Genomic DNA, 24320 nt, shown 5'->3' on the forward strand with positions numbered 1-24320 from the left:
AAAAACGCCAGAGCCCTTTAAAACCGGGCGCTGGCGTTGTGTTACACGGGCTTTGCAGGTGCCGGTTGTAGGCCTCAGTCGATGCCTACAAAACCACCTGTTTGATGTTGCCAAAGGCGGGCGTACAGACCTCCCTGGGCGAGAAGTTCGCTGTGGGTACCGGTTTGAGCGATATGGCCGTTTTCCAGCACCACCAGACGGTCCATGCGGGCGATGGTTGAAAGGCGGTGAGCGATTGCAATCACGGTCTTGCCTTGCATCAGGGTTTCGAGGCTTTCCTGAATCGCAGACTCGACTTCGGAGTCCAGTGCCGAGGTGGCTTCGTCCATGATCAGGATCGGTGCATTCTTGAGCAGGACCCGTGCAATGGCGATCCGCTGGCGTTGACCGCCAGACAGTTTGACCCCGCGCTCGCCCACGTGGGCGTCAAACCCGGTGCGGCCCTGAGCATCGGACAGCAGCGCAATAAATTCATCGGCCCGGGCTTTGCGCACGGCTGCCCACAGTTCTTCGTCGGTAGCGTCCGGTTTGCCATAGAGCAAGTTGTCGCGGATCGAACGATGCAACAGCGAGGTGTCCTGGGTAATCATTCCGATCTGTTCGCGCAGGCTCTCCTGGGTTACTTCAGCGACGTTTTGATCGTCGATCAGGATACGACCGCCTTGCAGGTCATACAGGCGCAACAAGAGGTTGACCAGCGTCGACTTGCCCGCACCGGAAGGTCCGATCAGGCCGATTTTTTCACCGGGTTTGATCACCAGATTGAGGTCGCTGATGATGCCGCTGCGTTTTCCATAATGGAAATCGACGTGCTCAAAGCGCACTTCGCCACGGCTGACCGTAAGGCGGGGTGCCTGTTCGCGGTCTTGGACGGCGATGGGTTGTGCAATGGTTTGCAGGCCATCTTGCACCATGCCGATGTTTTCAAAAATGCCGTTGACCACCCACATGATCCAGCCGGACATGTTGACGATACGGATGACCAGACCGGTGGCCAGGGCGATGGCACCGACGCTGATAAGCGACTGGCTCCACAACCACAACGCCAGGCCGCTTGTGCTGACGATCAACAGGCCGTTCATGGTGGTGATCGTCACGTCCATGCTGGTGACTACGCGGCTGGCCAACCGGGTTTTTTCGGTTTGCTCGATAATGGCTTCGCGGGCGTATTGCTGCTCAAAATGGGTGTGGGCAAACAGCTTCAGGGTCGTGATGTTGGTGTAGCCGTCGACAATACGGCCCATCAATTTTGAGCGCGCATCGGAAGACACCACCGAGCGCTCTTTGACCCGGGGGACGAAGTAGTAAAGGGCGCCGATGTAGCAAAGGATCCAGGTCAGCAACGGAATCATCAGGCGCCAGTCGGCTTCGGCAAACAGCACCAGTGAGCTGATGGCGTAGATCAACACGTGCCACAGGGCATCGACCGCCTGCACGGCCGAGTCGCGCAGCGAGTTGCCGGTTTGCATGATGCGCTGGGCAATGCGCCCGGCGAAGTCGTTCTGGAAGAAGTTGAGGCTTTGCTTGAGCACGTAGCTGTGGTTCTGCCAGCGGATCATGCTGGTCATGCTCGGGCTCAGGGTCTGGTGCACCAGCAGGTCATGGAGGCCGAAGAACACCGGGCGGATGATCAGCGCGACTACGGCCATCCAGATCAGTTCGCCGCTATGGACCTTGAAGAATTCGGTGTTGGGTGTGCCCTGGGTCAGGTCAATCAGCGTGCTCAGATAGCTGAACAGCGAAACTTCGATCAGTGCCGCTATCAGCCCGATCACCAGCAAGGCGGCAAACATGGGCCAGACTTGACGCAGGTAGTAGAAGTAAAACGCCCAGACGGTGCTGGGAGGAGCGGCAGAGGGGGCTTCGCGGAATATATCGATCAGTTGTTCGAAACGGCGGTAAAGCATGGGCACTGACGCCCGCAGCGCGGGCTCTCCTTTAGTTGACGTTACCCCTCCCGTAGCAGTTGCTTCGTTCCTTCGGCAACTGCTACGGGGCACAGGTCAAAGCTCCCTGCAGTGTGCAGCCTGTCAGTCGATACGTTTGGCCGACTTGATCAGCACCGGGTCGATTGGCACATTCTGCATGCCTTGTTTGGTGGTGGTTTGCGAGTTGACGATCTGGTCAACCACGTCCATGCCATTCACCACCTTGGCGAATACGGCGTAGCCGGCGTCGCGGCCCGGGTCCAGGAACGCGTTGTCTGCCACGTTGATGAAGAACTGGCTGGTGGCAGAGTTAGGGTTGGAAGTGCGGGCCATCGACAGCGTGCCGCGCACGTTATGCAGGCCGTTGCTGGCTTCGTTCTTGATCGGGTCACGGGTCGGCTTTTGCGCCATCTGCGAAGTGAAACCGCCGCCTTGCACCATAAAGCCCGGGATCACACGGTGAAAAATGGTGTTGTTATAGAAGCCGCTGTCCACATACTTGAGAAAGTTGTCAGTGCTGATCGGAGCCTTGACCGGGTCCAGTTCGATTTCAATCTTGCCGAAGCTGGTGTCCAGTACGACATGAGGTGCCTTGGACGTGTCGGCAGCCATTAGGTTGGCAGCGAACAGCATGGCGCCAGCGGCAAGTGCAATTTTTTTAAGCATGGCTCAGTGATCCTGAAAAGTGGGGTGACTGTTCAATGCCACACAGGCAGTAACGCCAGGTGCGTTGAACCAATGCCCGTGCCACATCCGTTAGTGGCGGATGTTCACGGGCGGCGGGTGTTGGACAGGATATTCTCGAATCGGGTTCCTGCCCACTGATCTTCACGCTTGCTGTGGCGCGGCAAACGGCGCATCCAGCGGTGCCGTGTCAAAAGTTTGCAGCAGTTCGACCAGGATTTGTGTCGCCGGGCCCAGCGGTTTGTCCTTGTTGGCGTACAGGAAAAACACCGGATGACGGTTACCACCCTGGTTGAGGGGCAACGGCTTCAGGACACCTTCCTTGAGTTCTCGCTCGATCATGTGCCGTGGCAACCAGGCAAAGCCCAGCCCGCTGCCCACAAAGGCGGCCGCCGTCGCCAGGCTGCCGACGGTCCAGCGCTGTTCTGAGCCGAGCCAGCCCACGTCACGGGGTTGTTGGCGGCCGGAGTCACGAATCACCACTTGCAACTGGCTTTCGAGGTCCTGGAAATGCAGTTCGCGTTGCAGGCGATGCAAGGGGTGCTCGGGGTGGGCCACGGCCACAAATTCGACGGTGCTCAACTCGGTGCCCAGGTAGCCGGGAATATTGAAGCTGCTGATGGCCAGGTCAGCCACGCCTTCGAGCAGGACTTCTTCGACGCCGGACAATACCTCTTCGCGCAGGCGCACGCGGCAACCACGACTTTGCGGCATGAAGGCGGTCAAGGCGCGCACCAGTCGTGCATTGGGGTAGGCCGCGTCGACGACCAGCCGGACCTCGGCTTCCCAGCCTTGCTCCATATGGTGGGCGAGGTCTTCGAGCTGACTGGCCTGCTTGACCAGTTGCCGTGAACGGCGCAGCAACACGCCGCCCGCCTCGGTAAGCACCGCCTTGCGCCCATCGATCCGGAGCAGCGGCACGCCGAGTTGATCCTGCATGCGGGCCACGGTGTAGCTGACAGACGACTGCGAACGATGGAGTACTTCTGCGGCTTGAGCAAAACCGCCGTGGTCGACCACCGCTTGCAGGGTGCGCCATTGATCAAGGGTCACGCGGGGCGCTTTCACGATGAATTCCTCTGAATTGGAGTGGTTGCAGGATACCGTTAAACAACAGGTTTATAGATAGGTTGTAGCAAATTAATGCGCTTTTTTATCGAGTTGATGATCTCTATTCTCTACTCCATCGCCTTACCGTATTTACAGATGGAGTCTTATCCGCCATGTCCAACGTTCTGATCATTGAAAGCAGCGCCCGCCAGCAGGACTCATTCTCACGACAGTTGACCCGGCAGTTCATCAGTCAGTGGCAAGCGGCGCATCCGGCTGATCAAGTGACCGTTCGTGACCTGGCCCTGGCCCCGGTGCCGCATCTTGACGCCAGTCTGTTGGGCGGCTGGATGAAGCCAGAAGGGCAACGCAATGCTGACGAACAGATTTCCCTGCAACGTTCCAACGAGCTCACTGATGAGCTGCTGGCAGCTGATGTGCTGGTGCTGGCGGCCCCCATGTACAACTTTGCGATCCCGAGCACGCTCAAGGCCTGGCTTGATCATGTATTGCGGGCTGGGGTGACCTTTAAATACACCGAAACCGGTCCTCAAGGACTGCTGGTCGGCAAGAAAGCATACGTTTTGACTGCGCGGGGCGGGCTATATGCGGGTAGCACCTCGGACCATCAGGAACCCTATCTGCGTCAGGTCATGGCTTTTATCGGCATTCACGATGTGACCTTCATTCATGCAGAGGGCATGAACCTGGGCGGTGACTTCCAGGAAAAAGGTTTAAACCAGGCCAAGGCAAGACTGTCTGCAATTGCATAGGCTGTTAATCGACAGATAATCGCAGGATGGCTTAATCGTTTCATTGCTCCTTCAAGCATGCGGTTCGCGCATCGAACCTCCCTTTGCACTTTTTTGAGTGCTCGTACCCGATCAGCCCTTGCGCCGGATCGGGTTTTTTTTTGCCCGCTTTTTGCGGGGTGATGGTCAAGGCTGATGAAAAACCGCTAAGGTCGCGCACATTCTTATGGGTTCACGGGCGTTTTACCGCGAAGCTATTTCGACTTTCTGAGCGAGAGATTCATGGGCTATCTGTTGTTTGTCACCTTGATTCAGGCGTTTTCCTTCAGCCTGATTGGTGAGTATCTGGCGGGGCACGTCGACAGTTACTTTGCGGTACTGGTACGCGTAGTCCTGGCGGGGCTGGTGTTTATTCCGCTGACGCGCTGGCGACAGGTCGAACCCGGCTTCATGCGCGGCATGTTACTGATCGGGGCCTTGCAGTTCGGCATCACCTACGTGTGTCTGTACCTGAGCTTTCGGGTGCTGACGGTGCCTGAGGTGTTGCTATTCACCATCCTGACACCGTTGCACGTGACATTGATCGAAGACGCTCTGAACCGGCGTTTTAACCCCTGGGCGCTGGTGGCGGCACTGGTGGCCGTGGCGGGTGCCGGGGTGATTCGCTTTGACAGCATCAGCCCGGATTTCTTCAAGGGATTCTTGTTGCTGCAACTGGCCAACTTCACCTATGCAGCCGGGCAGGTCTTGTATCGTCGTCTGGTGGCCCGTTACCCGAGTGATTTCCCCCATTACCGGCGCTTTGGTTTCTTTTATCTTGGCGCTCTGGCGGTGGTGTTGCCGGCATTCATGCTGTTTGGCAAAGCCAACTTCCTGCCTGAAGCGCCCTTGCAGTGGGGCGTGCTGGTGTTTCTGGGCCTGGTGTCGACGGCCCTTGGCCTGTACTGGTGGAACAAAGGCGCCTGCATGGTCAGTGGAGGCACTCTGGCGGTGATGAATAATCTCCATGTGCCGGTGGGCCTGTTGCTCAACCTGTTGATCTGGAACCAGCATGAGCCTCTGGGGCGACTGTTCATCGGCGGGCTGGTGATTGTCCTTGCCGTCTGGATAAGCCGGCTAGACCGCAGGGCTGTGACGGTCTAAGGTCAATCACAGTCCATCTAGCGCCTTAAGGGAGAGTCGGAATGACAGTCAGGGTGTTGATCTTGCCGGGCCTGTTCAATTCAGGAACAGAGCATTGGCAATCTCACTGGGAACAGCACTACAGCGGGCTGCACCGGGTCAAGCAGGAAAACTGGGAGACCCCCGTTTGTACGGATTGGGTGCAGAACCTGCAGAAAAAGATCACCAAAAGCGAGCGGCCCGTCGTGCTGGTGGGCCACAGCTTGGCGTGTACGCTGATTGCCCGTTGGGCGCTGCAGTACCCCAAAGAGGCAAGGCGTGTACGCGGGGCGCTGTTGGTCGCGCCCAGCGACACCGAAGCCGACAGTTACCCGGCCGGCACAACGGGTTTTAGTCCGATGCCGCTCAACACCCTACCTTTTGATGCAATCACTGTCGCCAGCACCAACGACCCGTATGTGACTCAGGAACGCGCCAGCGCCTTCAGCGATGCCTGGGGCAGTGAACTGGTGTGGCTGGAAAATGCCGGGCACATCAATGGTGATGGGGGCTATGGCAACTGGCCGCAGGGGATCGAGTTGCTGTTCAAGCTCACTGGCGACCCTCAGTTCAAGCAAGCCTGAACTCATGCTGTGACCGCTTGGGTTGACGGGATCTGTGGGAGCGGGCTTGCTCGCGATGGCATCACCCTGTTTCTCTGGAGAATCGTGTTGCCCGAATCGCTAGAAGGCCCGCCCCCACCAGGTTCAGTCGTCTTCGGGCAGCGCCAGCGGAGTTTGCAGCTTGCTCAGCAGCCCTTTGCGCAGGTCATTGCCGCTCGGTTGCTGGTACATGCTGAGTCCGAATTCTGGGAGTACTGACAGCAGATAGTCAAAAATGTCGCCCTGGATCTGCTCGTAATCACTCCAGACCGTGGTCCGGGTAAAACAGTACACCTCAAGTGGCACGCCCTGTGGCGTGGCTTGCATTTGGCGAACCATGCAGGTCATGTTGGGCTGAATGTCGGCATGGCTTTTCAGGTAGGCCAAGGCATAGGCGCGGAAAGTCCCGATGTTGGTCATGCGGCGACGGTTGGCAGACATTGCCGCAACATTGCCTTGGGCTTCGTTCCAGCTTTTGAGCTCTGCTTTCTTGCGATGAAGGTAATCATTCAGCAGGTGTACCTGTTCCAGGCGCTGTTCCTGCTCATCGGTCAAGAAAGCAATTTCAGAGGCGTCAATAAACAGGCTGCGCTTGATTCTGCGCCCGCCGGACTGCTGCATGCCGCGCCAGTTTTTAAACGATTCGGACATCAGGCGCCAGGTCGGGATCGACACAATGGTTTTGTCGAAGTTCTGCACCTTGACGGTGTGCAAGGTGATGTCGATCACATCGCCATCGGCGCCGACCTGCGGCATCTCGATCCAGTCGCCCACGCGCAGCAAGTCATTGCTGGTCAGCTGCACGCTGGCTACGAACGACAGCAGTGTGTCTTTGTAGACCAGCAAAATGACCGCAGACATCGCGCCCAGACCGGAGAGCAACAGCATCGGTGAGCGATCAATCAGTGTTGCAACGATGATGATTGCGGAAAACACATACAGCAGCATTTTAGTCAGCTGAATGTAGCCCTTGATCGGTCGGGTCTTTGCGTAGTTGGTACGCGAGTAAATATCGAGCAAGGCATCCAGTAGTGAGCTGATCACCCGGGTGAGCACAAAAATGGTAATGGCCAGCGCCAGGTTGCCGAGGAAGTGGCGACCGTTGTCGCTCATGTCCGGCACCAGATTGCGCCCGAACTGCACCATCAGGGAGGGGGTCAGTTGCGCCAGACGATGAAACACTTTGTGTTCGCGTAAATCGTTGATCCAGTGCAAGGCCGGCTGACGGCCCAGGATTTTGGTCACGCGCAACACGATGATGCGTGCGATATGACCGGCAAGCAGGGCAATGCCCACCAGAACGATCAGACCCAACATGGCGCTGACCCAGGGATGTTGATCCAGGTTGGCCCACAGGGTCTGGATTTGGGTCCAGAGTGGTTGAGTTTCCATAAGCTAAAACGATATCCCAGTAATAAATGGCCATGGGATTAGAGCACTTCAGAGCAATTTATGGGCCCTGGTTGGACTAAAGACCCTAAAAAACCATTTGTTTCATGCCGTTCGTGCAAAGTAACTCGGCCTTGGCGCTCGAAACCGTTACTCTATGCCGCTGATTTTTTGTATTTCTTCGAGGTAGCACCCGTGTTTTCCGATTTCGCCCTGCACGAACGCCTGCTTAAAGCTGTGGCCGAGCTTAAATTTGTCGAGCCTACGCCTGTGCAAGCAGCGGCCATCCCGCTCGCGCTCGAAGGGCGTGACCTGCGGGTTACAGCTCAAACCGGGAGTGGTAAAACTGCCGCTTTCGTACTGCCGATTCTGAATCGTCTGATTGGTCCAGCCAAAATCCGCGTAAGTATCAAAGCGTTGATTTTGCTGCCGACCCGCGAGCTGGCACAACAAACGCTCAAGGAAGTTGAGCGCTTTTCGCAGTTCACGTTCATCAAGTCCGGCCTGATCACCGGCGGTGAAGACTTCAAGGTCCAGGCCGCCATGCTGCGCAAGGTGCCGGATATCCTGATCGGCACCCCGGGTCGTTTGCTGGAGCAACTGAACGCCGGCAACCTCGACTTGAAAGAAGTTGAAGTGCTGGTACTCGACGAAGCCGACCGCATGCTCGACATGGGCTTCTCCGAAGACGTTCAGCGTCTGGTCGACGAGTGCCCTAATCGCCAGCAGACCATGCTGTTCTCGGCCACCACCGGTGGTTCGGGTCTGCGCGAGATGATCGGCAAGGTGCTGAACAATGCCGAGCACTTGCAGCTCAATCAGGTCAGCCAGCTGAACGCAACGACGCGTCAGCAAATCATCACGGCCGACCACAACCAGCACAAAGAGCAAATCGTTAACTGGTTGCTGGCTAACGAGACGTATCAAAAAGCTATCGTTTTCACCAATACCCGCGCCATGGCAGACCGTATCTACGGTCGTTTGGTCGCTCAGGACTACAAGGCGTTTGTCTTGCATGGTGAGAAAGACCAGAAAGATCGCAAATTGGCCATCGATCGCCTGAAGCAGGGCGGCGTCAAGATTCTGGTGGCTACTGACGTTGCAGCCCGTGGTCTGGACGTTGAAGGCCTGGATCTGGTGATCAACTTCGATATGCCACGCAGCGGCGACGAATACGTACACCGTATTGGTCGTACGGGTCGTGCGGGTAACGAAGGCCTGGCGATTTCGTTGATCTGCCACGGCGACTGGAACCTGATGTCCAGCGTTGAGCGCTACCTGAAGCAAAGCTTCGAGCGCCGCACCATCAAGGAAGTCAAAGGCGTTTACGGCGGTCCGAAAAACGTTAAGGCCTCGGGTAAAGCTGTTGGTGTGAAGAAGAAGAAAACTGACGCCAAGGGTGTCAAGAAGAAGTCGGGCGCCAAGGCACCGACCAAGCGCAAAATAGCCAACCGCCCGAAGACCGACGCCCTGTCGCTGGTCAGCAAGGACGGCATGGCTCCGCTCAAGCGCCGTAAGCCAGAAGCGCCGGCTGCTGAATAAAGCGCAGGTGTAACTCACAAAAAACCCGGCCAGTGCCGGGTTTTTTGTTGCCTGCAAAACCGCTGGGCTGCCACCGCGAGAAGACCCGCTCCCACAAAAAATTACGGGTCAGTAAAAGGCTCGCTCAGCCTTGAATGTCAGCAGGCCATCGCACTGGGTGTTTTGCCCTGAGTAGGCTGAACAGTCGGTACCGTCCAGGCTTGAGTCGCTGTAGATCAGATCCAGGTCGATGCCCATCCAGGGGCGGGAGAGCTTTATCGACCAGTCATTGAAAGCGCTCACGCTGCCACCATCGACAATGGACACGGGCGAGCCGAGTTGGTGAGTGGTGTATTTCATGCTCACTCCGATACCGAAGGGCTGGTTGACCCCCAGGTCGGCAAACAGGGTGCTGTCGCGTCGGTCCGGGTCGTTACTGAAGGCGGCGCCAAAGCGTGTGCCCAGTATGGTCAGGCCGGCAAAGATCTGCTGGCTGTCCAGTGAGCTGAGTTTGGGGTAGCTATAATGGATTACCCCCAACTCATAGCTCAGGGTTTGGTCGAAGGGGTGCTTGTAGCCGAGGTAGGAGTCTACTTCCAGATTGCTGCCTGGCTTGATACCCATGGTCGGTGCCCATTGGCCGGCATACCAGCCACTGTCATGGGCCAGGTCCAGGCCGCCATGAAAGGTCGAGCCGGGGCTTGTAGGCTTGACCAGGCCTTGAGCCATGCTGCGGCTTGGCTGTGTGGCCAGTTTAAGGTCGAAGCTGCCCAGTTCGCGGGAAAAGACCTGTGCATCTACAATCGTGCTGGCCAGCAACGTGCCAGTCAGCATTACAGCCCGTGTGAGCATAATCGGCTCCCTATATGGGCTCAAAGGCTTGATTCAGAGCCTTTGGAGCATACGCAGGAATACCGGCAATAAAGTGCCGTTCGTCGATTTATCGATTCGAATCAGAGGTATAGCGAGGGAACCAGGGATGAATCGATAGTCCTAGCGCCTTGGAAGGCAAAGCGCATAAGGACCAGATGAGGCGAGGGGTATTACTTCTTGCCCAGCGTGATTTGCTTGGACGGGCCAAAAGTTTGGCCGCTGACGCCTTTGTTGATTTGCTGGATCTCGCCGCCCGATTTCAGGAATGCTTCGATTTGAGCATTGATGGAATCACTGGTTTCAACTGCGGGAGCTGGCTTTGCTTTGCTGGCGGATGCTTTTACACGCATGGCGGCTATTGACCTGTAGAAAATAACTTGGCCAGCGATAGTACCTGAAATACTTGACAATTGCTTGTTAAATATCTTCGTAAAATAATAGAGGCGCTGTGCTCGATGACATATACACGCGTCTAATTGTCCGCTAACTCGCTGTTTTAATTCATATCACGGGAGGGATCTTATACATGTTCAGACGCTGATGGATGGGAGGTCAGCCCCTCGCAGGCTGACGAGTGGCAGCCAAGGTGCTCCAGAAAATCCTGATAAATCAAACCTTTCGCAGATTTTTTGAATACCGGCTCGCGGCGCTCCAATTCGCCCCCCTAAACTCGGGTAGAATGCCGCCTACGTAATGAGGGTATTGGACATGGCTTTAATCGGTCGCTACAACAGTTTACAAGTGGTTAAACATACAAGTTTTGGTTTGTATCTCGACGGTGGGGCGGACGGCGAAATCCTGTTGCCCAATCGTTATATTCCCAAAGATATTCCCAGTGAAGATGAAGACTGGCTCAACGTATTTGTTTATTTGGACAGCGCTGACAAGTTAATTGCCACCACTGAAAAACCAAAAGTTCAGGTCGGTGAGTTCGCCAGTCTTAAAGTGGTTGAAGTTAACAGCATTGGTGTATTCCTCGATTGGGGTCTGCCAAAAGATTTGCTGCTGCCGTATTCCGAAGAAAAACGCCAGATGACCGCCGGCGAATATGTCGTCGTGCACGTCTATCTCGACAAGCACACTCGCCGTATCACCGCGACTGCGCGTCTGGATCGTTATCTGGACAAGACCCCGGCCAACTATGAAGTAGGTCAGGAAGTTGATCTGTTGGTGGCCGAGGCCACGGACATGGGCTTCAAGGCCGTGATCAACAACAAGCATTGGGGCTTGATCCACAAGAATGAAATCTTCAAGTTCATGCGTGCGGGCAAGCAAGAAAAAGGCTATATCAAGGAAATTCGTGCTGACGGCAAAATCAGCCTGAGCCTGCAACCCGTCGGTCAGGAAGCCGCCAGCAGCCTGAACTCGAAAATCCTCAGCAAGTTGCGCGACAACAACGGCGTGCTGGCGGTTAGCGATAAAAGTGCTCCAGAAGTGATCAGCAACCATTTTGGCGTCAGCAAGGGCAACTTCAAAAAAGCCATTGGCGCGCTGTACAAGGAAGGCAAGATTGCGATCCACCCGGACCGCATCGAATTGATCTGAACTGACCCAGGAGGGCTGACGACATGAGCAAGGCAGTGTGGGCGTATATCGGTGCGTTACTGGCTTTTCTGGTGCTCGACGGCCTTTGGCTCGGCGTGCTCATGACCTCTACCTATAAAGAGCTGTTGGGCTCGTTGATGCTGGCACAGCCCAAGTGGGGTCCGGCCATCGTGTTTTATCTGGCGTACGTGCTGGGCGTAGTGTTCTTTGTCGTGCTGCCGGCCCTGGCCCGGGCCAGTGCGCGCAGGGCTGCACTGACCGGCGCGTTCTTCGGGTTGGTGGCCTATGGCACCTATGACATGACCAATTGGGCGACACTGCAAGGCTGGTCTGCCCAGTTGGCATTGATGGACATGGCGTGGGGCGGGTTGTTGACCTGTCTTGCATCATTGTCGGGTTACTGGGCGGCCCGCAAGCTGGCGTCCTGATTCCTTTCTTCTTGCACGTTAAACACTGTGCTGTTTTGAACCTGTGCGGGCGTGGCTTTTTTTTCGGGTGGACTATGAGTGTTTCTCGACGTGCAACGGATGCCTTTGCACTGCAGGTCATGTTGGGGTTATGCCTGATCTGGGGCGTGCAACAGGTCATCATCAAAGTTGCAGCACCCGACATCGCGCCCGTCATGCAAGCCGCGTTGCGCTCCGGTATATCGGCGCTGCTGGTGGGTTTGTTGATCTGCTGGAAGGGTGGCTGGAACCAGGTGCCCGCCACGTGGCGTGGCGGCGTGCTGGCCGGTAGCCTCTTTGGTCTGGAGTTCTTCTTTATAGCCGAAGGCCTGCAACTGACCAGCGCTGCGCATATGTCGGTGTTCCTCTATACCGCGCCCATTTTTACCGCCCTGGGGATCAACTGGTTGTTACCCAGCGAGCGTTTGCGGCCATTGCAATGGTTGGGGATCATTCTCGCGTTCGTCGGGATCGCCTTTTCCTTTGCTGGCGGTATTTCGTTTTCCGATATGGACCGCAACATGCTGCTGGGCGACGTCTACGGGATTCTGGCAGGCATGGCCTGGGGCGCAACCACTGTGGTGGTACGCGGCTCCCGATTGTCGGAAGCACCAGTCACCCTGACTCTGTTCTACCAGCTTGTCGTAGGCTTTTTCGGGTTGCTGGTAATTGCAGCCTTCAGCGGCCAGATCACCCATGTCAGCCTGACCACCGTCGCAGTGGCCAGCGTGCTGTTTCAGGGGCTGGTGGTGTCGTTTTTTAGCTACCTGGTGTGGTTCTGGCTGCTCAAGCGCTATATGGCCTCCAATCTGGCGGTGTTCTCATTTATGACGCCCCTGTTTGGCGTGACCTTCGGTGTGCTGGTGCTTAACGAACCTTTAAGCGTCAACTTTGTGGTGGGCGCGATTTTTGTGTTGTGCGGCATCACATTTGTCAGCGCTGAACAGTGGGTGCGTCGCAAAGTGCGCGCTCTGCTGGGGAACTGACCGACGTCCAGGCAAGCATGCCAGCCAGCAGCAGCCCGCTGGCGGCAATGATCAGCGCCGGTTGCAGGCCACCGCTGAAATAGCTGCTGAGTGCTGCCAGTAACGGCCCGGACAACTGGCCCACGGCAAAGCAGGCGGTCAGCAGGGCGGCGTTTCGAGCGGTGGCGTGGGGCGCCAGATCCCGTGAGCGCTGCATGACCAGTGGCATGCAGGCCAGAAACGGCGTGCCGCACAGGATCACGCCAAGTGCCAGGCCCGTACTGCTCGGCAGCAGGCATGCCAGTACGCCAAGGGCTTGAACCCATAGCCCGCCCATTAGCCAGAAGCGCGTAGTGGCAGGGCGGGGTCGACGAAAACTGATCAGTACTACGCCAATCGCGGCGCATAGCCCGAAAGCCGGCCAAAACAGATCGGCCTGCCACTGGCCGTGAAAACGGGCATTGGCCATTTGTGACAAAAATGTCGCAGGAATGATGTAACCCAGACCATACAGCCCATAAATCGCCCCCAGGCGCGCGATTCCGGGTTGGCGGCTGCCAGTTGGCGCAGTGTGAGTCTGGGCAGCCGCCGCGGCCGGTTGTGGCAGGGCGGGCCAAATCACAAGCAGCATCAACAGCGCCGCCACGGCATAAATCATCCAGAGGGTGGCCGAACCTTGCCCGGTTACATTGGCTGCCAGTGCCAATAAACCGGTGAGCATCACGCCAAGGCCGGGCCCGGCAAACACTAGGGCGCCCAGGCGTGGGCGATTGTCTGTGATAGCTATGTGCTGGCTGAGCGCGGTAATCATCACCATCACCCAAGCACTGGCGACACCGGAACCAAATCGCAAGAGCAGATGTGGCCAAAAACCGTAGGCCCAGTACGAAACCAGTGTCAGCAGCACGCATAGCCACAGGCCCGTGTGCAAACGGCCTCGAACCTGTTCTGGGCGTCTGGCGCGCATGGCATCCAGTGCGCCGATCAGATAGCCAAGGTAGTTGGCGGCAGCAATCAGTCCGGCGCCGGTCAGGTCAATCTGCCCCTCGCTGATCAGGTGCGGCAGTTGCGGAGTCAGGGAGAAGCGGCCAATGCCCATGGCCATCATGAGCGCGATAAAGCTGGCGAGTAAGCGGATCAGGGGTGACATGCTGCAGGTTCCAGGGTGAAGGCAATGACCGTCAGGCTAATGCGGATTGACTTTCTTCAAAAATGAATAATAGTGAGTAACTTGTTCAGTTTTGGAGAAAGGCGTGGAGTTTAGCCAACTACGGATTTTTCAGGCCGTGGCTCAGGAAGGGTCGATCACTCGTGCCGCTGAGCGCCTGCATCGCGTGCCATCGAACCTGTCGACCCGGCTCAAGCAGCTTGAAGAGCAGATGGGCGTCGAGTTGTTCGTCCGAGAGCGCCAGCGCTTGCAGTTATCTCCCGCGGGGCAAGTGTTGCTGGACTACACCGCGCGGCTGTTTGCACTGCACGATGAAGCCCTGAGTGCTGTGCAAGGTGGCGTGCCTTCGGGCAAGTTCACGCTGGGTACCATGTACAGCACGGCGGCGATCCATTTGCCGGGTTTGCTTGCGCACTATCACCGCACTTATCCGGCGGTGAATCTGCACGTTCAATCGGCCCCCAGCGGCGAGTTGCTTGAGGGGCTGTTGACGGGGCGTCTGGATGCCGCGCTGGTAGATGGTCCGCTGGAGCTGGCCGGGCTGGACGGTGTGGAGTTCTGCGAAGAAAGCCTGGTGCTGATCAGCGATCTGGATCATCCGCCGATTGGTCGTGCCCGGGACGTGCAGGGCAGGGCGGTATTCACCTTTCGTCAAGGCTGCTCGTATCGCACCCGACTCGAAGCCTGGTATGCCAGCGACCGCGCCACGATGGGGAGGGTGATGGAAATCGAGTCCTATCAAGGCATGCTGGCGTGTGTGGTGGCGGGTTCGGGTGTGGCGCTGATGCCTGCCTCGATGCTGGGCAGCTTGCCAGGGCGAGAAAATGTCAGCATACATCCCTTGCAACAACCTTTTGCAAGCGCCACAACATGGCTGATGTGGCGAAAAGGCATGATGGGCGCCAACTTGAATGCATGGATAGAGCTGCAGCAGACGGCGCCGTTGTCAAATGGAGCAGCGTCGTCGCAACTCAAGGTGGAACATTGAGTCAGATGTGTAGGGCATTAGCCTAAAGTTCATTGACCTTAGGCAAGCATTGCGTAGGACTTAGGACTATTATCTGTGTGAAGCGACCACAGAATTCCCGTCGCCAGAGTGACCCCAAGGGGGATATATGAAAGACAAACTGCAAACCTGGCTTCATGACGTTGGTGTTGCGCTTGGCCTGATCGAGCCGCCACTGCAGCCTGTGCCGATCCCTGTCGATGACACGCGCCGCCGTCCACAACGTCGCCGTTAAGGGCGCAGCTGCACGTTACGCCGGTTGTCTGGCCATGTTTTTTTCGGTCCTGGATCGCCGGAAGGGTGTCGGGCTGGAAAAAGAAAAGGGCAGTGCGAGCTGCCCCTCCCTCCAGGGCTGTGTTAGCCCATGGTGAAGCGCACGCTGTAATCCAGTGGCACTTTGTCTGTTTTCTCCGTAACCCGCGCTTCACACTTCACATCGTCTATACCCGTCGAGGTTGCACTGGCTGACCGCGTTGAGCTCAGTGCCGGCTTGAATACACCGAATGACTGGGTAACTCTCAGCGCCGTGGTAAAGGTGCATTCCCGATTGCCAGTGGCATATGAAATGACTTCGCGCAGTGTCGCGGGTGTTTTTCGCGGGTAGCCAAAGCTGGTTTTATAGTTCGCTTCATATGAATGCTCGCTATACGGATCGACATCAAAGAAACCGGGGGCGGCCAGTGAGAGGTCCCAGCTCGAACGATTGAGCTTGAGCGGTTCGGAGGTGTTATTGACGATTTCGAATGTCAGCGTGGTGACATCAGCTTGAGCGTTGACGCCGGTGAGCGCCAGGCTGATAGCCATTACCGCGGTGGCCAGATATTTATTTACGTGGGTCATGTCGTTAAGTCCATTTAGTGAGTCGAAGTGGCTTGAGGGTGTGCGGCTACATCCCATGTGGCCGCTTTTCAAGCGTAGTTGGACTCATTAATGGGCTGGCAGCGATAAGGCGCTGTATGGACGAGGTATTGGTGTTCGGGGCTGTGTGAAAGGGGCAGGGTTAAAAGCGGATACGACCTGCCACGTCGTACCCGTCTTATAAAGCGTTGATCAGGCGACGCTCACTACTGTAGCGGGGCGTCGATCCAGCAGGCTGACCACGATAAAACTGATCAGCGCCACGGCCAGGCTGTAATAAATGGGCGTGTTGGCTTCCAGCCCATCCTTGAACATGAATACCAGTGCGGTGACAAACCCCAGGCTCATGCTGGTAATGGCGCCTGCTGTGGTGGCGCGCTTCCAGAAAATCGCCCCGATCAATGGCACCAGCATGCCACCGACCAACAAGTTGTAGGCCAGGGTGAGAGCGCTGATGACATCAGAGACCACCAGTGCGATTCCCAACACGGCAAAACCGGTCAGCATGGTAAACAAGCGATTGATACTGAGGCTTGATTGCTTGCCCCCGCGCAGCCTAGGCAGCAGGTCCTCGGTCAGCACCGTGGAGGCCGCCAGCAAGCCCGCGCTGGCGGTCGACATCATGGCGGCCAGGGCAGCAGCAATCACCAGGCCGCGAATGCCGTCAGGCAGCGAGACTTTCACGATGGCGGCGAAGGCGTTGTTGACGTTGTCCAGATCCGGGAGCAATACATGCGCCGCCATACCGATCAGCGCGCACGTCAGGCCGTAGAGGATGCAGTACAAGCCTGCGAATGTACCGGCGTACTTCGCCACCCGGGCGGTTTTGGCGGTAAATACGCGCTGCCAGATGTCCTGGCCGATCAGGATGCCGAAGAAGTAGATCATGAAGTAGGTGACGATCGTGTCCCAGCCGATGCTGGTGAAGCTGAAGTTCGATGCCGGCAGCTTGCTGACCAGTTCGTCCCAGCCGCCGACGCGGTACAGGCATATCGGCAGCAGCACGAACATCAGGCCGATGGTCTTGATCGCAAATTGCACGATATCTGTCAGCGTCAGCGACCACATGCCGCCAATGGTCGAGTAAACCACCACCACGCCACCGCCGAGCAACACAGAGATCCAGAAAGGAAGGTCGAACAGAACTTCCAGTACGGTACCAATGGCCAGAATCGAGGTCACGCCGATCATCAGTGCGTAAGCCAGCATGATCACCGCGCTGGCCTGGCGGGCCATGGGGTTGTAACGCTTCTCCAGGACCTGGGTCACGGTGAATATTTTCAGCTTGAGCAGCGGCTTGGCCAGGAACAGGTTGAGCGCGATGATCCCGCAACCGAGGGCGGCGCATAGCCAAAATCCAGAAATCCCGTGCACATAACCCAGGCGCACGGTGCCGACGGTGGAAGCGCCGCCCAGTACCGTAGCAGCCATGGTGCCCATGTAGAGCGTAGGGCCCAGGTTGCGGCCTGCGACTAGATAATCTTCGTGGGTTTTAGCCTTGCGCATGCCGTAGTAACCCAGCACCAACATTGCCGCAGCGTAGATAAGGACGACCAGTAGATCTAAAGCCATGATGGCGAATCTCCGATTATTTTTTTTATGGATGCAGCAGGCTCGGTGGCTTGGTGCCGTTAAGCGCAAGGCTTGATGGCACCGCAAAGATGTCCTTATCGGTGCACTACGCCGGGTAGCACGCAGAGCATTTCGTACAGCAGGTTGGCGCCCAATAACGAGGTGTTGCCGGTGGTGTCGTACGGCGGCGAGACTTCTACCAGATCGCAGCCGACCAGGTCGAGGCCCTGGCAGCCGCGGATGATTTCAATCGCCTGAATGGTGGTCAGGCCGCCGATTTCCGGCGTTCCGGTACCGGGTGCCCAGGCGGGATCAATGCCATCGATATCAAAGCTCAGATACACCGGGCCATTGCCGACTTTTTCGCGCACCTGTGCCATCAGCGGTTCCAGGGACTTGTGCCAGCATTCTTCTGCCTGCACCACGCGAAAACCCTGGTTACGACTCCAGTTGAAGTCATCGGCGGTGTAGCCCTGGGCGCGCAGGCCGATCTGAACTACGCGGTCACAGTCCAGCAGTCCTTCTTCCACGGCGCGGCGGAAAGTAGTGCCATGGGCAATTTTCTCGCCGAACATATGGTCGTTCACATCAGCGTGAGCATCGATATGCACCAGCCCGACCTTGCCGTGTTTTTTGTGAATGGCCCGCAGAATCGGCAGGGTGATGGTGTGATCGCCACCCAGGGTCAGGGGGATTACATCGTGCTCTAGGATTTCGTCGTAAGACTCTTCGATGATGCGCACGGCATCCAGCAGATTAAAGGTATTGATTGCCACGTCGCCAATATCGGCCACTGACAGCGAGTCGAACGGCGCAGCGCCGGTGGCCATGTTGTAGGGGCGGATCATCACCGATTCAGCGCGAATTTCGCGAGGCCCGAAGCGGGTGCCGGGGCGCAGCGAGGTGCCGATGTCTAGGGGCACCCCGATAAAGGCTGCGTCCAGGCCCTTGGCCGATGGCAGGTGTGGCAGGCGCAACATGGTGGCGATGCCGGCGAAGCGCGGCATTTCATTACCGCCCAGTGGTTGATGAAGAATTTTGTCCACGGGTAAGGCCTCGTCGTTTGTTGTGGTTATGGCGTTCGATTCTGCGAAAGGTACGCGGTGGGAAGAATCGCTGTAGGCAAATACTTAGTTCAGGTTTTTCTAAACTAATGGCGGTAGACTCTGATGCCCAAGACCGCCTGTATCGCGAGCAAGCCCGCTCCCGCAGTGGCAAGTGAGAGTTTGATGGCCAACGCTTTACCTGATCTGAAACTATTACGAATATTTGCCAGCGTGGTCAGGCATCAGGGGTTTGCCAATGCGCAGCAGGCGCTAAACCTTTCTACATCGGCCATCAGCACCTATATGAGCCAGCTCGAAGCCAATCTCGGCCTGGTGCTGTGCCATCGCGGGCGCGGTGGGTTCAGCTTGACCAGCAAAGGCGAGCTGTTTCATCAGGAAACTCTGCGCCTGTTGGGTGAGCTGGAAGGTTTTGAGCAGTACGCTGCTGCGCTCAAGGGTGAATTGCGCGGCACTTTGAACCTGGGCGTTATCGACTCCACGGTCAGCGACAAGGCCTTGCCCTTTGCCGAGGCGATTGGTGCCTATAGTCAGGAACACCCGGCGGTGCACCTGCATTTATCAGTGATGAGCCCTTATGAATTGCAGCTAGGCGTGCAAGACAATCGCCTGGATCTGGCCATCGGTGCGTTTTCGACACGCATGAGCGGGTTGGTCTATCAGCCGTTGTATCGTGAGCAACACTGGTTGTACTGCAGCACGCGGCATCCCCTGTTCAGCGAGCGTCGTATTCCCGAGCAGGTGATTACTCAGCAGAGGATGGTCGGTCGCGGTTATTGGAGCCAAGCAGAGCTGGCGCGCCACGGCTTCAAACACAGCGCGGCGACGGTGGACAGCATGGAGGCGCAGCTGATCCTGGTGCTTTCGGGTGCTTACATTGGTTACTTGCCAGAGCATTACGCAGAGCCCTGGGTAGAGAAGGGCGACCTGCGTGTGCTGCTCCCTGCGACCTTTGGTTATCAGGCACCGTTTTCGATGATCGTGCGCCGTGGTCGCAGCCGTGAACCGCTGATTCAAACCTTTCGCGACCTGCTCAAAGCACAGCTTAATCAACCTTGAACGAGAGCTTTAATTTCATGTCACGAGCCCAATGCCCTCGCTGCATGCGCCCGCAATCTCACTGTTTATGCGAGTTGATTACGCACCTGGACAGCCGCACCCGGGTGTTGCTGTTACAGCATCCCAGCGAGGTCAATCATGCGCTGAACACCGCGCGGTTGGCAGCGCTGGGGTTGATCAATGCCGAGCTGCTGGTGGGCGAAGTGTTTGAGGATCTGGACAGGTTGCTCAGCCCGCCGGGGTACCAGGCGCGGTTGCTGTTTCCGGGGGCTGATGCGCAGTTGCTGCAGGCAAGCGCTGCGTCAGGCGAAAACTTGCCAGTGCTGCTGGTGGTGCCCGATGGCACGTGGCGCAAGGCCCGCAAGCTATTGCACCTGAATCCCTTGCTGGCACAGTTGCCCCGGGTCACGCTGCCTGAAGGTGCGGTGTCCCGTTACCGCCTGCGCAAAGCGCCGGGGCCGGGAGCCCTGTCGACCCTGGAAGCCATCGTGCAGGCGCTTGAAATCCTTGAGCCGGCCACTTCGTTTGCGCCCTTGCTGCGTCCGTTTGAGGCGTTGATCGAAGGGCAGATCGAGGCAATGGGTGCTGAAACCTATCTGAAAAATCACGGGGACAAGTCGTAACGTGTGGGAGCGGGCTTGCTCGCGATGCAGGCAGCGGGGTATGTCAGGGAAGCCGGGTTGATGCGATCGCGAGCAAGCCCGCTCCCACAAAGGGTTCAGGGTTTTTCGAGGGTTTTTTGACGCAGGATGTAAATGCTCACCAGCACCGCGCTGGTCAACATGAACCCCCTTGCCCAGGGCAAAGGCACCAGGTAACAGGACACCCCGATACTCAGCCACATCAGGCCAATGGCGTAGACCTTGCCTTTGAGCGGAATGCCGTTGCCATCAAGGTAATCGCGGATCCATGGCCCAAGTCGAGGGTGCTCGACCAACCATTGATAAAAGCGCGGCGAACTGCGAGCAAAGCACGCGGCAGCCAATAGCAGAAAGGGAGTCGTGGGCAGAACAGGGAGGAAGATGCCGATCACTCCCAGCGCCACGCTCAGCCAGCCGATGGCAAACAGAACGTGGCGCAGCAACCGCGAGCGGTTGCTGAAATCGGGAGGTGTCACTGAATCAGTGGTGACGAGGCTTGAGGATCGCAGGCTTTTCGTCTGGCGCCTGGCACAGCAGGTACAGGGCAGTCAGCGCTTCCGGGATCTGGACGATCATGTCGTCCATCAAGTTGGCATCCTTGGCGATGTCTTCGAACTCAGGCTGGTCATCGAACAGACCCGAACCCACCATGATTGGCAGCAGCATTTCGCTGACTTCTTCTTCGGCGGTTTCAAACCAGGCGGCTTCGCGCATAAATACGCCTTCCATGAAGCCTACACACCAGCCACGCAGGTCGGAGTCATCCGGCTCGTCACCCAGATCCAGGTCGCAAGGCAGTTCGAACTCTTCGTCGGACGCCAGTTGGCGAGCGATGTGGGCCTTGAGTTGAATCAGCGTGCCTTCGATCTCTGCGCGCTGGGCGTCGTCCTTGTAATGCGGGGCTTCAGAGAAGATCGCATCGATCCATTCACGCTCAGGAACCTCTTCAGAGCAGATGGACAGGGCCGTCAGATAGCCGTGGGTGGCCACGTAGTCCAGCGCCTCGTCATGCAGCTCGTCGGCGTCGAGGAAGACTTGCAGGCGGGTTAGTTGCTCAGCGAAGGACATTAATGTGCTACCTAGTAAATAAACGATAGTGAATTCTAGGCTTTCTTGAGCTCCCAAGCCAGTCGCAGGGCACATTTGCCATCAGTTCCCGGTTATCAGTGTTGCAATTACACAACCCGCAGCGGGGGAGTGCTCGGGTATACTGCCGCGTTTTGTGATGCCCTGCGATGAATGTAGCGCACCGGCGCCTTGTGCCCGAGCCTTTAAAAGGCTTGCGGCCGTGCCGGATCGCGCTGGCGCAGGGGTGTTTCGGCGATTTCTGGAGTTTCTATGCTCGAACAGGCTCAACGCGTACTCAAAGACATCTTCGGCTACGACAGTTTCCGTGGTCGTCAGGGTGACATCATTGAGCGCGTGGCCAGTGGTGGTGACGCCTTGGTGCTGATGCCGACCGGCGGCGGCAAATCCTTGTGCTTCCAGGTGCCGGCACTGCTGCGCGATGGTCTGGCGGTAGTGGTCTCGCCATTGATCGCCTTGATGGACGATCAGGTGGCAACCCTTGAAGAACTCGGGGTGGCAGCTGCAGCCTTGAATTCGACCCTCAGCGCCGAACAACAGCGTGATCTGGCCAACCGCATCAAGCGCGGTGAAGTCAAAATGCTTTACCTGGCCCCCGAACGTCTGGTGCAACCGCGCATGATGGCGTTTTTGCAGAGCCTGGATATCGCCCTGTTTGCCATCGACGAAGCCCATTGCGTATCGCAGTGGGGTCACGACTTCCGCCCGGAATACCTGCAATTGGGCCAGTTGGCCGAAGTGTTCCCCAATGTGCCGCGTATCGCCCTGACCGCCACGGCAGACAAGCGTACTCGCGAAGAAATCGTCACCCGCCTGCATTTGCAGAACGCAGAACGTTTTTTGTCGAGCTTTGACCGTCCCAACATCTTTTACCGCATTGTGCCTAAAGAACAGCCGCGCAAGCAGTTGCTGGCGTTTCTATCGGAGCGCCGCAGCGACGCAGGCATCGTGTACTGCCTGTCGCGCAAAAAGGTCGATGAGGTGGCGAAGTTTCTGTGCGAGCAGGGCTTCCCGGCCTTGCCGTATCACGCCGGTTTGCCGAGTGAAACCCGCGCCGCCAACCAAAAGCGCTTCCTCAATGAGGAAGGGCTGATCATGGTAGCGACCATCGCGTTCGGCATGGGTATCGATAAATCCAACGTACGTTTTGTCGCGCATCTGGATCTGCCCAAGTCCCTTGAGGCTTATTACCAGGAGACCGGTCGTGCAGGGCGCGATGGCCTGCCGGCTGATGCCTGGATGGCCTACGGTCTGCAAGACGTGGTGATGCTCAAGCAAATGCTGCAAAACTCCGAAGGCGACGAGCGCCATAAGCGTCTTGAACACCACAAGCTCGATGCGATGTTGTCGTTGTGCGAAGAAACCCGCTGCCGTCGTCAGACCCTGCTCGCGTATTTTGATGAAGATATGCCACAGCCTTGCGGGCATTGCGATAACTGCATGGATGGCGTTCAAACCTGGGATGCCACCGAGCCTGCACGTCAGGCACTCTCGACGATTTATCGCACGGGTCAGCGTTATGGCACCGGGCATTTGATCGACGTGCTGCTGGGGCGAGAAAACGAAAAGACCCGCAGCATGGGGCATCAGCACCTGGCCGTGTTCGGTGTCGGCAAAGACCGTAGCGAAGGCGAATGGCGCACGCTGTTCCGCCAGTTGGTGGCCCGTGGTCTGGCCGATATTGATATCGAAGGCTTTGGCGGTTTGCGTCTGAGCGACAGCTGCCGGCCTTTGCTGCGTGGCGAAGTGACCCTGGAACTGCGCCGCGAGCTCAAGCCGCAAACTACAGTCAAGAGCAGCTCTGCCAGCCCGGCCAGTCAATTGGTGCGTGGCGAAGAGCGAGAACAGTGGGAAGCCCTGCGCGCGTTGCGGCGCAAGTTGGCCGAAGAACACGGTGTGCCGCCTTACGTCATCTTTCCCGACTCAACCTTGCTCGAAATGTTGCGTAGCCAACCCACCTCCCTGTCCGAGATGGCAACGGTCAGTGGTGTGGGTGCGCGTAAGCTGGAGCGTTACGGTGAGGCGTTCCTCGAAGTGTTGGGCGGGCAAGCCGAAACGCCCAAAGTGGTGGCCGATATTCGCCACGAGCTGATCAGCCTGGCCCGTGCCGGCATGACCCCAATGCAGATCAGCGGACAATTGCAGTGTTCGGAAAAGAACGTTTACACAATGCTGGCCGAAGCCATTGGTCGTCAGGAGCTATCGCTGGAACAGGCGCTGGACTTGCCTGAAGACCTGATGGAAGAAGTACAGGATGCGTTCCTGGATGGTGAAGGCGAACTGCCGAGCGTTGCCAGCATCGCCGAGCAGTTCAAGGGGCGTGTCCCGGAAGGTGTGCTGTATTGCGTGCGTGCAGCGCTGCAATCTGAGTTAGAAATGTGACCATGTAGCTGATTATGTAACGATTGATTGACTTGCACCTCTTGCCTATGAGCAAGCGGCATGCTTAGCTGACTAATAATTAGCTTCACTCTATTTTCAGTCTAATCATCGAGTTTTTTATGCCGTTAACCGATCAGCACCGTTTTGGTATGCAACTGGCCCAAATGTCCCGTGGCTGGCGTGCCGAGCTGGATCGTCGTCTTGCCGGTCTGGGGTTGTCCCAGGCGCGCTGGTTGGTGCTCTTGCATCTGGCCCGTTTTGACGAGGCGCCTACTCAGCGCGAACTGGCCCAAAGCGTTGGCGTTGAAGGCCCGACCCTTGCTCGTTTGCTCGACAGCCTTGAAGCCCAGGGCCTGGTTCAGCGTCACTCGGTGGTCGAAGACCGCCGCGCCAAGAAAATCGTCCTGAGTGACTCCGCCCGCCCGTTGATCGAGCAGATCGAAGCCATCGCCACGGCCTTGCGCCAAGAGTTGTTTGTGGGCGTCGACGAAGAAGAGCAGCGTATTTGCCTGCGCGTTCACAAGCGCATTCTGGATAACCTCGAAAAGCACTGATCCCTGCACATTTC

25 protein-coding genes are annotated in these 24320 nt (G+C 57.3%); 13 read left to right on the top strand and 12 right to left on the bottom strand.

The genetic code is table 11. The annotated features are described in order from the left end of the window. Positions 1-74: 74 nt before the first annotated feature. From TU76_RS09285 to TU76_RS09295, 3 genes are all read right to left on the bottom strand, one after another. Entirely contained in the window at positions 75-1907 is a 1833-nt protein-coding gene (locus tag TU76_RS09285) for an ABC transporter ATP-binding protein (protein WP_048351532.1), read from the bottom strand. 123 nt (positions 1908-2030) lie between these two features. After that, the gene (locus TU76_RS09290; RefSeq protein WP_019828735.1) at positions 2031-2594 is read right to left on the bottom strand and encodes a peptidylprolyl isomerase A; all 564 of its coding nucleotides are present in this window, start codon (positions 2592-2594) and stop codon (positions 2031-2033) included. A gap of 162 nt (positions 2595-2756) precedes the next feature. Then, positions 2757-3680 carry a PA3225 family LysR-type transcriptional regulator gene (locus TU76_RS09295; RefSeq protein ID WP_019828736.1) on the bottom strand — a complete coding sequence of 308 codons (924 nt, stop codon included), beginning with the start codon at positions 3678-3680 and terminating at the stop codon, positions 2757-2759. 155 nt (positions 3681-3835) lie between these two features. Between TU76_RS09295 and TU76_RS09300 the strand changes: the two genes are divergently transcribed. The 3 genes from TU76_RS09300 (at position 3836) to TU76_RS09310 (ending at position 6159) form a co-directional block, all read left to right on the top strand. Then, positions 3836-4435, top strand: a complete 600-nt coding sequence (locus TU76_RS09300; RefSeq protein ID WP_019828737.1) for an FMN-dependent NADH-azoreductase — start codon at positions 3836-3838, stop codon at positions 4433-4435. A gap of 261 nt (positions 4436-4696) precedes the next feature. Further along, positions 4697-5557, top strand: a complete 861-nt coding sequence (locus TU76_RS09305; protein ID WP_048351533.1) for a carboxylate/amino acid/amine transporter — start codon at positions 4697-4699, stop codon at positions 5555-5557. A 41-nt stretch (positions 5558-5598) separates the two neighbouring features. Then, the gene (locus TU76_RS09310; RefSeq protein ID WP_048351534.1) at positions 5599-6159 is read left to right on the top strand and encodes an RBBP9/YdeN family alpha/beta hydrolase; all 561 of its coding nucleotides are present in this window, start codon (positions 5599-5601) and stop codon (positions 6157-6159) included. Positions 6160-6282: 123 nt separating this feature from the next. Here the strand turns inward: TU76_RS09310 and TU76_RS09315 are convergent, their stop codons facing one another. Continuing rightward, positions 6283-7569, bottom strand: a complete 1287-nt coding sequence (locus TU76_RS09315) for a mechanosensitive ion channel family protein (protein WP_019828740.1) — start codon at positions 7567-7569, stop codon at positions 6283-6285. Positions 7570-7761: 192 nt separating this feature from the next. On the opposite strand from TU76_RS09315, the gene TU76_RS09320 reads away from it, so the two are divergent. After that, on the top strand, positions 7762-9108 hold the full coding sequence (locus tag TU76_RS09320; RefSeq protein ID WP_019828741.1) for a DEAD/DEAH box helicase: 1347 nt from the start codon (positions 7762-7764) through the stop codon (positions 9106-9108). A 108-nt stretch (positions 9109-9216) separates the two neighbouring features. Here the strand turns inward: TU76_RS09320 and TU76_RS09325 are convergent, their stop codons facing one another. Together TU76_RS09325 and TU76_RS09330 are read right to left on the bottom strand one after the other, a co-directional pair. Beyond that, on the bottom strand, positions 9217-9939 hold the full coding sequence (locus TU76_RS09325; RefSeq protein WP_048351535.1) for a TorF family putative porin: 723 nt from the start codon (positions 9937-9939) through the stop codon (positions 9217-9219). Between the two features lie 191 nt (positions 9940-10130). After that, positions 10131-10310, bottom strand: a complete 180-nt coding sequence (locus TU76_RS09330; RefSeq protein ID WP_003441690.1) for a hypothetical protein — start codon at positions 10308-10310, stop codon at positions 10131-10133. Between the two features lie 358 nt (positions 10311-10668). Here TU76_RS09330 and TU76_RS09335 point away from each other — a divergent pair, with 358 nt between their 5' ends. The 3 genes from TU76_RS09335 to TU76_RS09345 all read left to right on the top strand — a co-directional run bounded on the left by TU76_RS09335 (position 10669) and on the right by TU76_RS09345 (position 12937). After that, the gene (locus tag TU76_RS09335; protein WP_019828743.1) at positions 10669-11505 is read left to right on the top strand and encodes a CvfB family protein; all 837 of its coding nucleotides are present in this window, start codon (positions 10669-10671) and stop codon (positions 11503-11505) included. 23 nt (positions 11506-11528) lie between these two features. Beyond that, entirely contained in the window at positions 11529-11933 is a 405-nt protein-coding gene (locus TU76_RS09340) for a DUF2177 family protein (protein ID WP_019828744.1), read from the top strand. A 74-nt stretch (positions 11934-12007) separates the two neighbouring features. Further along, the gene (locus TU76_RS09345; RefSeq protein ID WP_046809869.1) at positions 12008-12937 is read left to right on the top strand and encodes a DMT family transporter; all 930 of its coding nucleotides are present in this window, start codon (positions 12008-12010) and stop codon (positions 12935-12937) included. Here TU76_RS09345 and TU76_RS09350 read toward each other — a convergent pair. Further along, on the bottom strand, positions 12885-14066 hold the full coding sequence (locus TU76_RS09350) for an MFS transporter (protein WP_019828746.1): 1182 nt from the start codon (positions 14064-14066) through the stop codon (positions 12885-12887). The genes TU76_RS09345 and TU76_RS09350 overlap by 53 nt on opposite strands. Before the next feature lie 103 nt (positions 14067-14169). On the opposite strand from TU76_RS09350, the gene ptrR reads away from it, so the two are divergent. Together ptrR and TU76_RS25750 are read left to right on the top strand one after the other, a co-directional pair. Continuing rightward, positions 14170-15072 (top strand): putrescine utilization regulator PtrR, encoded by a 903-nt coding sequence (gene ptrR, locus TU76_RS09355; RefSeq protein WP_048351536.1) that lies wholly within the window; start codon positions 14170-14172, stop codon positions 15070-15072. A gap of 127 nt (positions 15073-15199) precedes the next feature. Then, positions 15200-15325: a PA1414 family protein gene (locus TU76_RS25750; protein WP_019828748.1), complete on the top strand. Its 126-nt coding sequence runs from the start codon at positions 15200-15202 to the stop codon at positions 15323-15325. Between the two features lie 122 nt (positions 15326-15447). Here TU76_RS25750 and TU76_RS09360 read toward each other — a convergent pair whose 3' ends face one another. The 3 genes from TU76_RS09360 to speB form a co-directional block, all read right to left on the bottom strand. After that, positions 15448-15930, bottom strand: coding sequence for a hypothetical protein (locus tag TU76_RS09360; RefSeq protein ID WP_046809866.1), 483 nt, complete (start codon positions 15928-15930; stop codon positions 15448-15450). 210 nt (positions 15931-16140) lie between these two features. Then, complete coding sequence (locus TU76_RS09365; RefSeq protein ID WP_046809865.1) at positions 16141-17520, bottom strand: sodium:solute symporter family protein; 1380 nt, start codon at positions 17518-17520, stop codon at positions 16141-16143. Between the two features lie 95 nt (positions 17521-17615). Then, positions 17616-18566: an agmatinase gene (speB, locus tag TU76_RS09370; RefSeq protein WP_019828751.1), complete on the bottom strand. Its 951-nt coding sequence runs from the start codon at positions 18564-18566 to the stop codon at positions 17616-17618. 183 nt (positions 18567-18749) lie between these two features. Here speB and TU76_RS09375 point away from each other — a divergent pair, with 183 nt between their 5' ends. Further along, the gene (locus tag TU76_RS09375; RefSeq protein ID WP_019828752.1) at positions 18750-19643 is read left to right on the top strand and encodes a LysR family transcriptional regulator; all 894 of its coding nucleotides are present in this window, start codon (positions 18750-18752) and stop codon (positions 19641-19643) included. Between the two features lie 17 nt (positions 19644-19660). Beyond that, positions 19661-20266 carry a tRNA-uridine aminocarboxypropyltransferase gene (locus tag TU76_RS09380; protein ID WP_037032741.1) on the top strand — a complete coding sequence of 202 codons (606 nt, stop codon included), beginning with the start codon at positions 19661-19663 and terminating at the stop codon, positions 20264-20266. Between the two features lie 95 nt (positions 20267-20361). On the opposite strand, the gene TU76_RS09385 is transcribed toward TU76_RS09380, so the two are convergent. Both TU76_RS09385 and TU76_RS09390 read right to left on the bottom strand, forming a co-directional pair. Continuing rightward, positions 20362-20760: a YbaN family protein gene (locus tag TU76_RS09385; RefSeq protein ID WP_173667403.1), complete on the bottom strand. Its 399-nt coding sequence runs from the start codon at positions 20758-20760 to the stop codon at positions 20362-20364. Positions 20761-20764: 4 nt separating this feature from the next. Further along, positions 20765-21352, bottom strand: coding sequence for a UPF0149 family protein (locus TU76_RS09390; protein WP_019828755.1), 588 nt, complete (start codon positions 21350-21352; stop codon positions 20765-20767). A gap of 270 nt (positions 21353-21622) precedes the next feature. On the opposite strand from TU76_RS09390, the gene recQ reads away from it, so the two are divergent. Both recQ and TU76_RS09400 read left to right on the top strand, forming a co-directional pair. After that, a complete protein-coding gene (gene recQ, locus TU76_RS09395) occupies positions 21623-23752 on the top strand; it encodes a DNA helicase RecQ (protein WP_048351537.1) in 2130 nt (709 codons plus the stop codon). A gap of 119 nt (positions 23753-23871) precedes the next feature. Next, on the top strand, positions 23872-24306 hold the full coding sequence (locus tag TU76_RS09400) for a MarR family transcriptional regulator (RefSeq protein ID WP_019828757.1): 435 nt from the start codon (positions 23872-23874) through the stop codon (positions 24304-24306). Positions 24307-24320: the final 14 nt, after the last annotated feature.

The organism is Pseudomonas psychrophila, assembly GCF_001043005.1.
Classification (GTDB): domain Bacteria; phylum Pseudomonadota; class Gammaproteobacteria; order Pseudomonadales; family Pseudomonadaceae; genus Aquipseudomonas; species Aquipseudomonas psychrophila.

Bases quoted from the DNA above. Each gene is read 5' to 3' on its own strand.
- TU76_RS09335 (WP_019828743.1), top strand. From the start codon at position 10,669: ATGGCTTTAATCGGTCGCTACAACAGTTTACAAGTGGTTAAACATACA.
- recQ (WP_048351537.1), top strand. From the start codon at position 21,623: ATGCTCGAACAGGCTCAACGCGTACTCAAAGACATCTTCGGCTACGAC.
- TU76_RS09350 (WP_019828746.1), bottom strand. From the start codon at position 14,066: ATGTCACCCCTGATCCGCTTACTCGCCAGCTTTATCGCGCTCATGATG.
- TU76_RS09360 (WP_046809866.1), bottom strand. From the start codon at position 15,930: ATGACCCACGTAAATAAATATCTGGCCACCGCGGTAATGGCTATCAGC.
- TU76_RS09390 (WP_019828755.1), bottom strand. From the start codon at position 21,352: ATGTCCTTCGCTGAGCAACTAACCCGCCTGCAAGTCTTCCTCGACGCC.
- TU76_RS09375 (WP_019828752.1), top strand. From the start codon at position 18,750: ATGGCCAACGCTTTACCTGATCTGAAACTATTACGAATATTTGCCAGC.
- TU76_RS09290 (WP_019828735.1), bottom strand. From the start codon at position 2,594: ATGCTTAAAAAAATTGCACTTGCCGCTGGCGCCATGCTGTTCGCTGCC.
- TU76_RS09325 (WP_048351535.1), bottom strand. From the start codon at position 9,939: ATGCTCACACGGGCTGTAATGCTGACTGGCACGTTGCTGGCCAGCACG.
- TU76_RS09330 (WP_003441690.1), bottom strand. From the start codon at position 10,310: ATGCGTGTAAAAGCATCCGCCAGCAAAGCAAAGCCAGCTCCCGCAGTT.
- TU76_RS09400 (WP_019828757.1), top strand. From the start codon at position 23,872: ATGCCGTTAACCGATCAGCACCGTTTTGGTATGCAACTGGCCCAAATG.
- TU76_RS09315 (WP_019828740.1), bottom strand. From the start codon at position 7,569: ATGGAAACTCAACCACTCTGGACCCAAATCCAGACCCTGTGGGCCAAC.
- TU76_RS09380 (WP_037032741.1), top strand. From the start codon at position 19,661: ATGTCACGAGCCCAATGCCCTCGCTGCATGCGCCCGCAATCTCACTGT.
- TU76_RS09365 (WP_046809865.1), bottom strand. From the start codon at position 17,520: ATGGCTTTAGATCTACTGGTCGTCCTTATCTACGCTGCGGCAATGTTG.
- TU76_RS25750 (WP_019828748.1), top strand. From the start codon at position 15,200: ATGAAAGACAAACTGCAAACCTGGCTTCATGACGTTGGTGTTGCGCTT.
- TU76_RS09310 (WP_048351534.1), top strand. From the start codon at position 5,599: ATGACAGTCAGGGTGTTGATCTTGCCGGGCCTGTTCAATTCAGGAACA.
- TU76_RS09345 (WP_046809869.1), top strand. From the start codon at position 12,008: ATGAGTGTTTCTCGACGTGCAACGGATGCCTTTGCACTGCAGGTCATG.
- TU76_RS09305 (WP_048351533.1), top strand. From the start codon at position 4,697: ATGGGCTATCTGTTGTTTGTCACCTTGATTCAGGCGTTTTCCTTCAGC.
- TU76_RS09340 (WP_019828744.1), top strand. From the start codon at position 11,529: ATGAGCAAGGCAGTGTGGGCGTATATCGGTGCGTTACTGGCTTTTCTG.
- TU76_RS09285 (WP_048351532.1), bottom strand. From the start codon at position 1,907: ATGCTTTACCGCCGTTTCGAACAACTGATCGATATATTCCGCGAAGCC.
- TU76_RS09300 (WP_019828737.1), top strand. From the start codon at position 3,836: ATGTCCAACGTTCTGATCATTGAAAGCAGCGCCCGCCAGCAGGACTCA.